Origin of the sequence: Kiloniella sp., assembly GCF_048270245.1 — a bacterium.
Taxonomy (GTDB): Bacteria; Pseudomonadota; Alphaproteobacteria; order Kiloniellales; family Kiloniellaceae; genus Kiloniella.
This window is the reverse complement of record NZ_JBLWTH010000003.1, coordinates 465,794-479,755: the sequence shown is the minus strand read 5'-3', so window position 1 is coordinate 479,755 and position 13,962 is coordinate 465,794. Positions and strand designations below refer to the sequence as shown.

The window sequence follows — 13,962 nt, the reverse complement described above, 5'->3', positions numbered from 1 at the left end:
AATTCACAAAGAAGATCAGGTTAGTAGTCTGATTTGGAAACCCGGCCGCGGTCTTTTTTGATCGCACCGCGTTGTTTCTTTTTATCTGTCCGCTTGGTTTTTGCGGACTTTGACGGTTTGGTCGGGCGGCGCGATTTTTGTTGTACGGTGGCTTTTTTGATTAAATCGGTAAGTCTGTCGCGTGCATCCTGGCGGTTGCGTTCCTGAGTACGGTGGCTGTTTGCCGTAATTAGGATCTCACCATCTTGGGTCATCAGGTGGCTGGCGAGATTTTTTAAGCGGTTAAAGACAAATACAGAAATCGCAGGGCAAAGCTTTGCATTAAATCGTAACTGGACTGCCGAAGAAACTTTGTTGACGTTCTGGCCGCCAGAGCCTGAGGCCCTGATGAAGGTTTCCTGTAGCTCTTCTTCGGCAATCTGGATGGTGTTTGTTATTTTAAGCATGAAAGCCTATAGAAGGTTATCAAGTGTTTAGAAGTTGGCCATCCATATATCTTACAGAGTTGCCCCTTCTGGGAAGTATGTAACGGGATCGCCTGCATTCCAGACTGGGTATTTTGTCAAAATGCTTTTAAACCGGGGTGAGTCTAGAAAATCAGCGAGCCAGTTTTTCAATTGCGGATAATCTGTTTGATCAAACCATGTACGGTCAACATTGGCAAATTGTCTGATAAAAGGTGCGATGGCCATATCCGCAAGTGATCTCTGAGCGCCAAACAAAAAGTTACTTTTTGTGAGCATGGTATTTAATTCATTCAAGTAATTTTCAGCGAGAGTACGGTGGGCAATTGGGTCAGCTCCTTCGTAACGCGGGGCATATTTATAACGGTCAAGATGTCCTTTAAACTCGCCTTCACACCGATTAATGAGATCCAGCATATTTTCGAGAGTAGCTGTTTGTGGCGATAACCAATTTTCGGGGTCATTTTTATTGAGAGCCCAAAGCATGATATCCAAGCTTTCTTCTATTACGTCGCCATTTGGAAGCAGTAGAACTGGAACTGTTCCTTTCGGTGAGGCCAGAAGCATTTCAGTGGGCTTATCTCGCAAAACGATCTCCCTTAACTCACAAATTTGATGGCTGCTTTGTAAGCCGAGTCTTGCCCGCATGGCATAGGGGCAGCGTCTGAAACTGTATAGTAAGGGGATTTTGTGAGACATGTTTAGGAGTGCCCTAATCGTGAGTACCTATAGTTTTTACCGTCATATGTCTGTTGTTTCAATATCTTATCTCCAAGAGAAATATTCTTGAAAAAATGGGAAATAATTCTCTAGGTACTATTGCGAATAGCTATGAAATCTATATGTAAGTATAAAATTACGATATGCAGGTTAACTGTTTGAAATCTTTATCTGCTTTCGTTCGGTCAAGATAATAGTTTGGTTGCATGCGCAAGAATGTAACGGGGCATAGAGTTGAAACAGGGTGGATAGCTGCAGTTGCAGTGCAAGTTGATGGGCCAGTTAATAGAATGAAACCGGAATATGATAGAATAACAACACTGGATTTTCTGGACAGCTGCCCGGAAAGTATTCGGGCATTCTACGCGTACTGGGATTCAAAGCGCAAAGGGCGTGTAATGCCTTCGCGTGCTGATCTTGACCCCATTGAAATGAAAGTGTTTCTTTCGAGCATTATTTTGGTGGATGTAAAACGACAGCCACTTGATTTTATATACCGTCTTGTTGGTACCAAAGAGGTGGAAGCACGCGGATTTGATCCGACCGGGCAATCTGTTGCAAAAGGAAGTTTTGGTGCGACGATTGAAGACGTTTTGACTAACTATCGAATTGTATCTGAAAAGAAGTGCCCGGTTTATGATCGAGAAGGTATTCCGTCAGATATCCCGAATTTGTGGCAAGGGGATGCTCTTTTGTTACCGCTGTCGGATGATGGTGAAACCGTTAATATGGTTGTGGCTTATACGGATTTTATTCACTTGAAGTAAATATTTTTGTTATTTCTACACGTAAAAAAGGCTGCCCGATGAGCAGCCTTCTTTGTGTTCGTGTGCCGTTTGCCGGGTACGTTATGCGGCCTGACGTTTGGTGAATCTTTTTTGGGATCTGTTTTCACCATTGGCATTTTGAGCCTGACGTCCGCCAAATCCACCTTCGTTGTTACCTGTACGACCACGTGCTGGACCATTGCGGCCAGGACCACTACGGCCTGGGCCACCACGACCGCGGTTGCCACCGGGTTTGCCGAAGCTCTTGCCTCGACGGTTATTTGGTCGCTGAGAATTTGCATCGCGCATGCTGATTTCAACGTGGAAAGGGTGATCCTTTTCAACGGTGATATCTTGACGGATAGATTTTTCGATGCGTTTCAGAGTGCCGATTTCTTTTGGTGAGCAAAATGAATAGGCATCACCAGTGGCTTCGGCACGACCTGTACGGCCAATACGGTGCACATAATTTTCCGGGTCAGTAGGTAGATCGATATTCACAACAATCTTAATGCCCTGTACGTCGATACCGCGGGCTGCAACATCGGTTGCAACAAGCACATCAATATCGCCGCGACGGAATTTATTCATCACCTTGGTTCTAATGCGTTGCTGCTTGTCACCGTGAATTGCATCCACACGACGGCCATCTTCGCGAAGGGCGTCGGACCAGCGGTCACACTCTGCTTTTGTCTGCATGAAAACAAGAACGCGTTCGCCAGGGTGTTTGTCCAGAATGTGGCTTAGGAGCGCTTGCTTCTGTCCGCCGTGAACATAAAACGCACGTTGGGTAACGTTCGCGGCTGTTGTTGATTCTTTTGCTGTTTCAATACGAACGGGATTCGTCAAAAGCTGCTTGATCAGGCGATCAACAGACTTTGGCATTGTCGCAGAGAAAAGAACGGTCTGGTGTTCTTTTGGCAGGCTGTTTGCGATTTCAATCACTTCATCCGAGAAACCAAGATCGAGCATGCGATCTGCTTCATCAAGAATAAGGGTTGTTGTGTGATCGAACTTAACAGATCCGCGTTTTACGTGGTCGATCAAACGGCCAGGTGTTGCCACAAGAATATTTACGCCGCGATTAAGGTCGCGGAACTGTGGGAACATTGGTGCACCACCCGTGACTGTTGTGTAGCGGATAGGCAAAAACTTGGACAGATCACGAAGAACGTGGCCGATTTGCATCGCAATTTCACGTGTTGGTGCAAGAATTAAAGCCTGGGGATGGTTGGCAACATAGCGCTCTTTTCGTTCGTACAGGCGCTGTAGTAGCGGAAGAACGAAGGCTGCTGTTTTACCACCACCTGTTTGGGAAAGGCCAATAACATCTCTGCCTTCCATAAGGGCAGGAATAGTCTTGGACTGAATAGCAGTCGGCGTGGTGAAACCTTGTGCGTCGATAGCACGTTGAAGCGGCTCAATCAGATTGAGCTCGGAAAACTGAGTCATGCAGGAAAGTTCCTTTAAAAGCATGGTGAAGGCTATACCTGGATCAATCTAGCTCTTCGCCGCACTTTTGGAGACATCAATGTCCAACACAAGGATAAGCGCTATCGATCTAGGCGGGATTATTACGCAATCCCATCAGAGCGAAAAAACACGTGCCGAAACACCTCGATTTTTCGCGAAGTGACGTTTAACTATAGGAAGGCTCTCGTTGGGTCAAGCCCGATCCACCGATATCTTTTGCATGGCCCCTATGCGTTGTAACTATACATTTATAAATAAAGAGGCACAGATCAATACCTGAACGAGAGCGTTTATTGGGGAGTAAAGCTGCGTATCTATTGGTCTTGGTGATAAAAAGTTGCCTGTTCTGACCCCTTCGATTACCGTGTTCGCCATAATAATATAGGGAGGTTCCGGGCTGCATAGGCTTTGGGCCGTAATGACAAGACAAGTTCTTGGCTTGTTTTTCAAGGGGCGAAAAATGAAAAATAAAAAACATCTGTTACCATTGTTTATGGCTGGTGCAATGGCACTAAGTGCAGGTTTTGCATCTCCGGCTGTTCAGGCTGCGGAGCCTTTGAAAATTGGGATGATCACAACACTTTCCGGGGGCGGAGCCAGTCTTGGCATTGATATCCGCGATGGTTTTATGCTTGGCCTGAAAATGAAAGATGGTCAGCTTGGCGGTGTCGAAACACAAGTAATTGAAGTGGACGATGCGCGTAAGGTTGGCAACGCAAAGCAAATCGCAACCCGCATGATCAAGCAGGACGATGTTGATATCGTGACGGGTATTGTCTGGTCTAATCTCGCAATGGCCGTTGTGCCAAGTGTGACCCGAGCAGGTAAGTTTTACATCAGCCCGAATGCAGGCCCATCTGCCTTGGCTGGTAAAAAATGCGATAAAAATTATTTCAATGTGGCGTGGCAAAACGATAATCTTCACGAAGCTGCGGGGCAATATGTGACAGATAAGAGGCTGAAAAACGTTTACCTGATGGCCCCGAACTATCCTGCGGGTAAAGATGCAATTGCAGGCTTTAAGCGTTTCTATAAAGGTGACGTAGCAGGGGAAGTTTATACGAAACTTGGTCAGGTCGATTATGCTGCGGAGCTGGCGAACCTGCGCGCGGCGAAACCGGATGCGGTTTATTTCTTCCTACCGGGCGGGATGGGCATCAACTTTGTGAAGCAATATTCCCAAGCTGGCCTCAGCGGAGAAACACCTCTTTTCGGTCCGGCGTTCTCTTTCGATGAGGGGATTTTGAAAGCTGTTGGTGATGCAGCAATTGGTGTTTACAACACATCTCAATGGAATAAGGACATTGATAATCCGGCAAATGTATCTTTTGTGAAGGCTTTCAAGGAAGCTTATGGTCGCAACCCATCCCTTTATGCAAGTCAGGGCTATGATGCTGCGCTTTTGATTGATTCAGCTGTGCGTTCGGTTGGCGGTGATCTTTCCGATGATGACAAGTTCCGGGATGCACTTCGAAAAGCTGAGTTTGACTCTGTGCGGGGTGATTTCAAATTTGGATCAAACCAGCATCCGGTTCAGGATATTTATGTCCGCATTGTTCATAAAGACGGGGATACCGTAACGAACAAGATTGTGAGCAAAGTTTTTACAGCTCATCAGGATGCTTATGCAGCCGAGTGTAAGCTTTAAATATAGTAAGCCTTATTTGATAGGCCCTTAATTGATAGACAGGGCCGGTTGCTTCTCTTGGAAAAGGTTTTCCTTTCCGGGAATTGTAAGCAACCGGCTCTGGCGTGTCTGGCCTAATTGGGTGTGTATGGAATGTATTCATGTTAACGATTGAGCTGTTTCTGGAACAGTCGCTGAATGGGCTGCAACAGGGGGTGATGCTTTTCCTGATGGCAGCGGGTTTGACGCTGGTTTTTGGCATTATGCACCTCATTAATCTTGCTCACGGGTCTCTTTATATGATCGGGGCTTATGTGGCAGCCAGTGTGACACAGGCGAGCGACAGTTTTACCCTTGGTATTCTTGCTGCTTTGGCGGCGGCGGGACTGACTGGCATGCTATTGGAATTCTCTGCCTTGCGCAGACTTTACAACCGCGATCATCTTGATCAGGTGCTCGCGACCTTTGGCATGATCCTGTTTTTTAATGAGCTGGTTAAAATCCTCTGGGGGCCTCAGGCGCTGTTTCTGTCAACGCCGGAACTTCTTTCTGGAACTTTGGAATTTATTCCCGGCGCACCTTATCCATCCTATAGACTTTTTATTATCGGGGCGGGGCTAGTCGTTGCATTACTACTACGGCATCTGATTATTCATACCCGTGTTGGCATGTTAATACGGGCAGGGGCAACACACCGTGAAATGGTTGGTGCCTTGGGGGTGAACATCGATCAGCTTTATACGATTGTCTTTGGTTTGGGGGCGATGCTTGCTGGACTTGCCGGGGCCTTGGCTGGACCAATGCTTGCGGTCGAGGTCGGTATGGGCGAGAAAATTCTGATTCTTACCTTTGTGGTTATTATTATTGGGGGGATTGGCTCTGTCCGTGGTGCGTTAGTTGGTGCATTACTGGTGGGGATGGTTGATACCTATGGGCGTGCTTTTTTACCAACCATCATGCGCGAACTTCTTGATCCTGCATCTGCTGATACTGTTGCTGCTTCCGTATCGTCTGTTGCGATCTATGTCCTGATGGCTGTGGTGCTGATCTGGAAACCACGTGGTTTGTTCCAGGCATACGGGAGCTAGCTGGCATATGTTTTTGAATAAAATTATAGGTGCTGAGGCTAGCTTAAGAACAAAGATTGTTTCTCTGGTTGGGCTTTTGATTCTTTTTACTGTTCCACTTCTTGCCAGCCTCTTCGACGAGCCTTTTTTGGTTGATATCGCTAGCCGTATTCTGATTTATGCGCTTGTGGCAGTCAGTCTGGACCTCATCCTTGGGTATGGTGGGATGGTCAGTTTTGGCCACGGTGCGTTTCTTGGTTTGGGGGCCTATGTTGTTGGCATCTTGACCCATCACAGCTACGAAGGCACCGCTGTGGCCTTTTTGCCCGGGGAATGGCAAGGGACAACACAGGCTTTTATCCAATGGCCGCTTGCAATGATTTTTAGTGGTTTGCTGGCGTTGATTATCGGGGCGTTAAGCCTGCGAACAACAGGCGTTTATTTCATTATGATAACGCTGGCTTTTGCACAGATGTTGTACTTTTTCATGATCTCTATTCCTACCTATGGCGGTGAGGACGGTCTTAATATCTGGGAGAGAAGTGAAATTCCTCTGTTGGATCTTTATGATGCCAAAAGCTTTTACTTCACCTGTCTAATTCTCTTGCTTCTGTGTTTGTGGTGTTGTTCTCGGATTGTCAAAAGTCGTTTCGGCATGGTTCTGCGCGGGTGTCGACAGAACGAAGTCAGAATGAAGGCGCTGGGGTATCCCGTCTATCGATACAAGCTAATCGCATTCGTATTGTCAGGCATGATCGCCGGGCTTGCAGGCGCTTTACTGGCGAACCATACCGAGTTTGTCGGCCCCGGTCTGATGCATTGGACCGGTTCTGGTGAAATTATGATTATGGTTATTCTCGGCGGTATGGGATCTCTTATAGGTCCGGTTCTTGGCTCTGCCGCTTTGTTGATGATGGAAGAAGTTTTGGCGGGATGGACAGAGCACTGGATGATTTTTCTGGGACCGATGCTGGTCTTGATTGTGCTTTTCGCTCGTAAGGGGCTTTATGGCCTTTTGATCGGGAAAGGAGCAGATAATGGCTGACCCTATTCTCGAAGTCATAAGTCTGACCAAATGTTTTGGGGCTATTGCTGCAAGTGACGGTCTCACTTTTTCGGTGAAGCGTGGCACTATTCACGGATTAATTGGTCCGAATGGGGCGGGCAAATCCACGGCAATTGCTCAGCTGTCCGGTGAACTGCAATCCGATACAGGGCGTGTTCGTTTTGATGGGCAAGATGTAACCCGTTGGCCCGTGGATAAACGTGCGAGGTCGGGCTTGCAGCGGTCATATCAAATCACAAGCTTGCTGCCTGAATTTACCGCTGAAGATAACGTGGCGATGGCAATACAGTCCCAACAGGGACACAGTTTCCGCTTCTGGGATAACGCGCGCAAAGATCACAGTTTACGCATCCCTGCACGGAAAATACTGGAACGTGTCGGGCTTTCTGATTTTGCCGATAGTCCGGTTATGGATCTGGCTCATGGGCAACAAAGGCAATTGGAGCTGGCCATGGTTTTGGCAACTGCGCCGTCCATGTTGTTGTTGGATGAGCCTATGGCGGGTATGGGGCAATCGGAATCTCTTCGGATGATGGAACTTTTACGTCCTTTAAAGGGTGATGTAACCATGCTGTTGGTCGAGCACGACATGGATGTTGTCTTTGCCCTTGCCGATATGATCACCGTCTTGGTCAAAGGGCAGGTGCTGATAACGGGAACTTCCGCCGAGATTAAGAACCACCCCGAGGTACGACGTGCTTATTTGGGGGACTATTAAGTGGGGGATTTGAAGCTTTCAGGCGTTGAAACCAGTTATGGCCCCAGTCAGGTTCTGTTTGGCGTTAATCTGGAAATAAAGGCCGGAGAGGTCGTGACCCTTATGGGGCGGAATGGTATGGGGAAAACCACTACCGTTCGTTCAATCATGGGGCTTACACCTGCGAAAAGGGGTGAGATCACTTTTGGTGGCGTCGCTATTCAGGACTTCAGAAGTCATAATATTGCGCAGTTGGGTATTGGCTATGTTCCCGAAGGTCGGCAGGTTTTTTCAAATCTGACCGTGCTTGAGAACCTGATCGCCACGGCAGCCAACCACGCAGGTGTTGATGATCCTTGGTCTGTTGATATGGTCATGGATCTGTTCCCCCGTCTTCGAGAAAGAGCCAAACAATACGCCCGGACACTTTCGGGGGGCGAGCAACAAATGTTGGCGATTGGTCGTGCCTTGATGACCAACCCGAGCTTTATGATTCTAGACGAAGCGACCGAAGGGCTCGCACCGATTATTCGCGACGAAATCTGGCATGTTCTGGAACATAATCTCAAGAAATCCGGGCAAGCTATTCTTGTGATTGATAAACACCCCGAGGCCATGGCCCGGATTGCCGATCGACATTATGTGATGGAAAAGGGGCGGGTTGTCTGGTCAGGAAGTTCAGAAGACTTGTTGGCAAATGAAGATATGCAACATCGTTATCTGGGGGTGTAGCTGTGACGATAGATCCTGAGTTAGACAAACATTACAACGTCCGTGCGGCGATACCGGACCACATGAATATCTTTGCAGAATGGGATCGTCGTGCGGTTGAATTCAGTCAGACTGTTTCCGGAATGCTGGATCTTCCATACGGGACTGGTGAGCGGGCAAAGCTGGATCTTTATTTGGGTGAGAATAAAGATGCGCCGTTGCACGTTTTTATTCACGGTGGTTATTGGCAGGCAATGGATAAAAGCCAGTCAAGTTTTCTGGCCGATGCTTTTCTGGATGAGGGCGTGAATGTTGCCATGCTTGGTTATGACCTGTGCCCGGCAGTAACATTGAGAGAACTTACCGAAGAAATCAGACAGGCTTTTGCCTGGCTTTGGCATCATGCGGATGAACATGGCTATGATCAGCGTAAAATTCAGATCTGTGGGCATTCGGCAGGGGGACATTTGGTTGGCATGTTATTAGCCACGGACTGGTCAATCTACGGCCTGCCCTCTGATATAGAACCAATACACAGTGCTATCGCAATCAGCGGCCTTTTTGACCTCACACAGCTGGTTCCAACATCCATTAATACCAAACTGGAACTGGATATGGATGAGGCAAAATCTTTAAGTCCTTTATTTGTTGAACCTCACAATGTCTGTCCTTTTCTTCTCGTCGTTGGCGGTGACGAAAGCTGTGGTTTCCATCGGCAATCCGATGACCTTGAAAAAGTGTGGGGGACTAAGTTCAAACAGCTTGATCGTATTAACGCGGCGAACTGTCATCACCTGTCTGTTGTTGCCCAGCTGGCACAGAAGGAAAGCGCCCTGTTCCAATGGGCGATGCATCAGCTCAAAAGCTGAGGCACAACCTATTGGAACAGAAAAGTAGCTATTTTTTAGAATTACTTAATCAGACGTTTTTTGAGTTTACTGTCTGGCAAAAGGCAACTGTCGACCTTTCCAAACAAACGGTATCTGTTTTTTGCGATTACGTCATAAAGCCAATTATCTAGCGGTGAGGGGATGAGTTTGGCTAGGCTGAGAAGCTTGGCTGGATAGGGCAGGAGGGACGTGGCTTGGGAAAAGGCTGACATCTTGGCATAGGCTCTGCCCTTTGATATCAAAAGATTGGTTTCAAAATTTACGTTATCTAATTCGTAGTGCAGAAAGAGTGCCTGACCTAAATTGGACTGCCCTGTCGTGAATTGAAATTTCTCTTGTTGATCGTGCCTAATAACAAACTGAATAAAGGAAGAACACAGAGCGCACTCACCATCGAAAACAATGATCGGATTTTCATCGTTAAAATCTGAAACCTGGGCATCATCACGATAACTATAGTCTTTAAAAGGTAAGGCATTGGTTGTCATTGTCTTTTCCCGTTTGGGTGTGTAACTGTGCTAATCAGGTTTAAAAGAAGGCTAAACAGGCACCCGTTTGTCGTATACTTTTTTGTGAGAGGGTTCAACCGCCTGTATGGCCGATCAAGATGAAAGAGGTTGGCGATGAAATCTCGTGTAAGTTCAGTTTTTATTGTAGGTATGCTTGTAAGCTTTTGGTCGCCAATAGCCATGGCGGCAGTTTGCGAGAAAACATATTCAATTGCCTATTCTGACAATTATATTCCCTATCAATTTATGTCTGTAAACCAAGGCCCAACAGGGCTGGATATTGATATTGTGAAATCGATAATGTCTGAACTGGATTGTAAATATAACTTGGTTTTGACACCTTCAAAGAGGGCGCAGATACTTTTGGAACGTGGGGTGATAGATATTATGCCTGCTGCATCCGTTACCGAAGAACGCTCAGTATATGCATATTTCTCTGATCCTTATCGGGATGAGACTGTGGCGATGTTTGTTCGATCACCTGACTACGAAAAATACAAAGATTACGATCTAAAAAAGGCAGTCGATAAAAGGTTGAGTCTTACAGCCGGATTGGGCGGTTGGTACGGTCCCGAGTACGGTAAGGAAAAACAGAGGGCTTTGGATGCTGGGGTGTTGAGGTTAAATGCTGAGACCGAAGCTCGTATTCAACAGTTACTAAATGATCGTGTCGATATCGTCATTGCTGATTTGTATGTTGGATATCACCACGCAATAGAGGCTCGTCGATTAAATTTTATTCGGCCTTTGCCTCATATACTAAATTCTGATCCGGTACATTTTATGTTGAGTAAGGAATCAGTATCCTCTGGCTTTGTCGAAAGTTTTAATTTGGCGTTGGCAAGGGTTTCAGTAAGCCAAAAATATCAACAGCTTCTTGAGCGATATAGGCCCGCAGATAGTACGCCTTCAAATTAAGAAAGCCAAATAACCTGCCTGCTAAGTCGGAGTTGGGAAAAGGTTTGATAAAAAAGGCTGGTTAGGTGAGGTGTTGCTTTCAGGTTGAAAGTATATAGATGCCAAATCCGCCTATAATAATGCCCGAGATAATATTGATTGTGGCGATTATGTTTGGGGATAGCCGTGCGCGTAAAATGTTACCAATACAGGCAATTATAATCCACCAGCCAAGGGAGCCCATAAAAATACCTGCAGCGACAATCCATTTGCCTTCGTGTGAAATTTCATCCCCGAGCCCCGCAAAAATTGCCAGAAAGACAAGAATGGTCATTGGATTTGTAATTGTCAGTCCATAGGCCGTGGTATAGGTAACGATCAGATCTTTTGAGGCTATTCGTGGGGCGTGAGGCTTCGGGGTGGCTGTCTTTTTTGATTTTTGTGCTTGAAAGAGGGTGTGACTTGCAAGCCCTAAAAGTCCGATACCGCCAATCAGGCGAATAGTTTCGTTGTAATCGAGAAGAACGGTCATCACGGCGGAAAAACCGAGTAGTGCGACAAGACCATAAGTCATGTCGGCCATGGCAATACCGAGCCCCGCGACAATGCCGGATTTAATTCCTTTTTCCAGACTTAGCTTTAAACAAAGAAGTGCCATAGGGCCGACGGGGGCGGCGATTGCTAAGCCCATTAGAAGGCCCTTAAGGATAAGTGTTAACATTGTTTGATCTCTTCATCGGTTTGTAATGCCGATGAGAACAATCTTTTGTTCACTACTTACATCGGCGTTATGTTGGTAAGGCGGTTGTTTCTTTTTCGCTTTGCAGCACGATAAGGGTTTCTGTTTGGGCAACCCCTTGCTGTCGTTTTAGTTTCTGAGACAAGAAGCTTTGCAATCCCTTTGTGTTTTTAACTCGGACCTTGGCCATATAATTATGTTGGCCTGTTACATGATGCAGTTCCTGTACTTCAGCAAAACGTTTCATTTGTTGAATAAAGGCCTCTTCATCTGTGTTCTGGTGAAGGTCAATGAAAAGGAAGGCCAAAAGGCCTAATCCCAGTGCTTCAGGATCGACAATGGCGCAATTTTCTATGATCGTGCCGTTGGATTGTAATTTCCGCACTCGATCGTTAACGGCAGAGACGCTCAGGCCTGTATGCTCTGCCAAAGTTGTCATCGAGGTTTTATTGTTGTCTTGCAGAAGAGACAAAATTTTCCGGTCTGTTTCATTCATTCAGGAATTTATACTGTAAAATTTCTTTTAGTCAATAATAATAATTGAAAAATATTTATTTATGTGGAAAAAATACGATTTTGTGGCGAGTGCAGCTTTGCTGTGCTGTGTGTTCGGTATGACAGGCTCTAGTTCTTTTTATTGTGGGCTTGAAAAATAAGTTAGTAATCATAATGTTTTAGGTTGTAATTTTACCTTCTATTGGGTGAAATCCTTATCTCTCTAATTTATCTCGGTGGAAGCTGTGACCGGACATATTACGCAATCAACAATTTTAAATGCTTACGACTCAATCCGAGAGCACATTCGTCGTACACCCATTTTGAGAGCACCTGCTGGCGAGCTTGTTGACGATGTTCCTATAACCTTAAAGTTTGAGCAGATGCAGCATTCCGGATCTTTTAAGGCGAGAGGCGGGTTTAATGCTCTTTTGTCGGGTGAGATTCCTGAGGCCGGGGTTATTGCGGCTTCTGGTGGAAACCACGGGGCTGCCGTTGCTTATGCAGCTAGTAAGCTGGGGGTGAGGGCCGAGATTTTTGTTCCCGAAATTGTTTCCCCTGCAAAATTGGCAAAACTGGAACAGTATGGTGCATGTATTAATGTTGTTGGGGAGAATTTCTCCGAAGCCTTTTCGGCTTGCCTTGAGCGTCAAAAGGATACAGGTGCTAAATTACTTCATGCTTATGACCAGTATGAGATTGTTGCGGGGCAGGGAACTGTTGGTCTTGAGTTCGAAGAACAGGCACCAGAGATAGATAGTTTGTTGGTCGCGGTTGGCGGCGGCGGCTTAATTGGTGGTGTGGCGTCGTGGTATCGTGGCAGAATCAAAATTATTGCTGTCGAGACCAAAGGAACTGGCACATTACATACTGCCTTGGATGCTGGTCATCCGGTTGGGGTTTCTGTTTCCGGTCTGGCCGCTGATGCCTTGGGGGCAAGTACGATTGGCGATTTTGGTTTCGAGGCCAGTAAGAATTTCGTTCATCAGTCTGTTCTTGTCGATGATGCAGATGTGAAAGTTGCTCAGGATTGCCTCTGGAACAGTTACCGCCAGATTGCTGAACCAGGTGGCGCGACGGCGTTGGCCGGGTTGTTGTCTGGTGCCTATGTTCCAGAGAAAAATGAGAAGGTTGGTGTTCTGGTTTGTGGTGGCAACGCTTCGCTAACTTCTTTTTAATTCACCTGATCGTTTACCCCTGATAAGACAGGAAACGGCTAACCATGAAAATGATTAGCCGTTTGTTGAACAGGTTGCCTCGGGGGGAGTGACAACCTGTTCTTGGGAGAAAGTTTTCTCTTAGATATTTGGAGAGTTATTTCAGGTTGGCGACACCCAAAGGAACATCAAATTTTTCACACCAGACGTAGATTTCGTTGAAGTTCGCTGGGTTGATGCTTGCTGGAAGGCTGTATTCCTGTTTACCCGTTTTGCTTTTGAGGGGCGAAAAGATAGTGCTTTTATCGACACCATCTTTACCAAAGGCAAGTTTTGGATCCGGGGCACCGTCAAGAGAAAAATTATCAGCTAGAATAACGATGTAACTGCCATCGCTTGCTTTTTTAATTTCTACATTACCAGTGGTGATATGGTCGCTTCTGCCTTCAAACGTTCCTTTTGATACGATGCCACCTGCATGTGCCGATGTGATAGAGAAGGTTGTCGCTGCCAAGAATGTTATCGCAAGAAATCTGAATATACGGTTCACTTTTTGTCTCCACAATTAAGAAATAGCTGAACGATTCCGGAAGGCGTCGTTCAATTGTTTGAGCTGATCTAGCTATAGACTGTTTAAGAATATTTGCTCCCCTTTGGGGTATTGATCCTGCTTCCTGACTAAT

The 13,962-nt window shown here is 46.3% G+C and carries 16 protein-coding genes; 9 read left to right on the top strand and 7 right to left on the bottom strand.

Annotation, left to right across the window (positions count from 1 at the left end; all coding sequences use genetic code 11):
• Positions 1-20 precede the first annotated feature (20 nt).
• Entirely contained in the window at positions 21-446 is a 426-nt protein-coding gene (arfB, locus tag ACN0W5_RS09900) for an alternative ribosome rescue aminoacyl-tRNA hydrolase ArfB (RefSeq protein WP_417453972.1), read from the bottom strand.
• Positions 447-497: 51 nt separating this feature from the next.
• A complete protein-coding gene (locus ACN0W5_RS09895; protein WP_417453971.1) occupies positions 498-1,163 on the bottom strand; it encodes a glutathione S-transferase in 666 nt (221 codons plus the stop codon).
• A gap of 227 nt (positions 1,164-1,390) precedes the next feature.
• Here ACN0W5_RS09895 and ACN0W5_RS09890 point away from each other — a divergent pair, with 227 nt between their 5' ends.
• Complete coding sequence (locus ACN0W5_RS09890; RefSeq protein WP_417453970.1) at positions 1,391-1,951, top strand: PAS domain-containing protein; 561 nt, start codon at positions 1,391-1,393, stop codon at positions 1,949-1,951.
• 81 nt (positions 1,952-2,032) lie between these two features.
• Here ACN0W5_RS09890 and ACN0W5_RS09885 read toward each other — a convergent pair whose 3' ends face one another.
• On the bottom strand, positions 2,033-3,403 hold the full coding sequence (locus ACN0W5_RS09885) for a DEAD/DEAH box helicase (RefSeq protein WP_417453969.1): 1,371 nt from the start codon (positions 3,401-3,403) through the stop codon (positions 2,033-2,035).
• A gap of 481 nt (positions 3,404-3,884) precedes the next feature.
• Here ACN0W5_RS09885 and ACN0W5_RS09880 point away from each other — a divergent pair, with 481 nt between their 5' ends.
• The 6 genes from ACN0W5_RS09880 (at position 3,885) to ACN0W5_RS09855 (ending at position 9,461) form a co-directional block, all read left to right on the top strand.
• Complete coding sequence (locus ACN0W5_RS09880; RefSeq protein ID WP_417453968.1) at positions 3,885-5,072, top strand: ABC transporter substrate-binding protein; 1,188 nt, start codon at positions 3,885-3,887, stop codon at positions 5,070-5,072.
• 140 nt (positions 5,073-5,212) lie between these two features.
• Complete coding sequence (locus tag ACN0W5_RS09875; protein ID WP_417453967.1) at positions 5,213-6,139, top strand: branched-chain amino acid ABC transporter permease; 927 nt, start codon at positions 5,213-5,215, stop codon at positions 6,137-6,139.
• Positions 6,140-6,146: 7 nt separating this feature from the next.
• Positions 6,147-7,163 (top strand): branched-chain amino acid ABC transporter permease, encoded by a 1,017-nt coding sequence (locus ACN0W5_RS09870; protein ID WP_417453966.1) that lies wholly within the window; start codon positions 6,147-6,149, stop codon positions 7,161-7,163.
• Positions 7,156-7,902 carry an ABC transporter ATP-binding protein gene (locus ACN0W5_RS09865; protein ID WP_417453965.1) on the top strand — a complete coding sequence of 249 codons (747 nt, stop codon included), beginning with the start codon at positions 7,156-7,158 and terminating at the stop codon, positions 7,900-7,902. The genes ACN0W5_RS09870 and ACN0W5_RS09865 overlap by 8 nt, the downstream gene beginning before the upstream one ends.
• A complete protein-coding gene (locus tag ACN0W5_RS09860; RefSeq protein WP_417453964.1) occupies positions 7,903-8,613 on the top strand; it encodes an ABC transporter ATP-binding protein in 711 nt (236 codons plus the stop codon).
• A gap of 2 nt (positions 8,614-8,615) precedes the next feature.
• Entirely contained in the window at positions 8,616-9,461 is an 846-nt protein-coding gene (locus tag ACN0W5_RS09855; protein ID WP_417453963.1) for an alpha/beta hydrolase, read from the top strand.
• Positions 9,462-9,502: 41 nt separating this feature from the next.
• Here ACN0W5_RS09855 and ACN0W5_RS09850 read toward each other — a convergent pair whose 3' ends face one another.
• A complete protein-coding gene (locus ACN0W5_RS09850; protein WP_417453962.1) occupies positions 9,503-9,970 on the bottom strand; it encodes a thiol-disulfide oxidoreductase DCC family protein in 468 nt (155 codons plus the stop codon).
• 135 nt (positions 9,971-10,105) lie between these two features.
• Here ACN0W5_RS09850 and ACN0W5_RS09845 point away from each other — a divergent pair, with 135 nt between their 5' ends.
• Positions 10,106-10,909, top strand: coding sequence for a substrate-binding periplasmic protein (locus tag ACN0W5_RS09845; protein WP_417453961.1), 804 nt, complete (start codon positions 10,106-10,108; stop codon positions 10,907-10,909).
• Between the two features lie 79 nt (positions 10,910-10,988).
• Here ACN0W5_RS09845 and ACN0W5_RS09840 read toward each other — a convergent pair whose 3' ends face one another.
• A complete protein-coding gene (locus ACN0W5_RS09840) occupies positions 10,989-11,609 on the bottom strand; it encodes a LysE family translocator (protein ID WP_417453960.1) in 621 nt (206 codons plus the stop codon).
• Positions 11,610-11,676: 67 nt separating this feature from the next.
• Positions 11,677-12,123, bottom strand: a complete 447-nt coding sequence (locus ACN0W5_RS09835) for an Lrp/AsnC family transcriptional regulator (RefSeq protein WP_417453959.1) — start codon at positions 12,121-12,123, stop codon at positions 11,677-11,679.
• 244 nt (positions 12,124-12,367) lie between these two features.
• On the opposite strand from ACN0W5_RS09835, the gene ACN0W5_RS09830 reads away from it, so the two are divergent.
• The gene (locus ACN0W5_RS09830) at positions 12,368-13,300 is read left to right on the top strand and encodes a threonine/serine dehydratase (RefSeq protein WP_417453958.1); all 933 of its coding nucleotides are present in this window, start codon (positions 12,368-12,370) and stop codon (positions 13,298-13,300) included.
• A gap of 136 nt (positions 13,301-13,436) precedes the next feature.
• Here the strand turns inward: ACN0W5_RS09830 and ACN0W5_RS09825 are convergent, their stop codons facing one another.
• The gene (locus tag ACN0W5_RS09825; RefSeq protein ID WP_417453957.1) at positions 13,437-13,829 is read right to left on the bottom strand and encodes a DM13 domain-containing protein; all 393 of its coding nucleotides are present in this window, start codon (positions 13,827-13,829) and stop codon (positions 13,437-13,439) included.
• Positions 13,830-13,962: the final 133 nt, after the last annotated feature.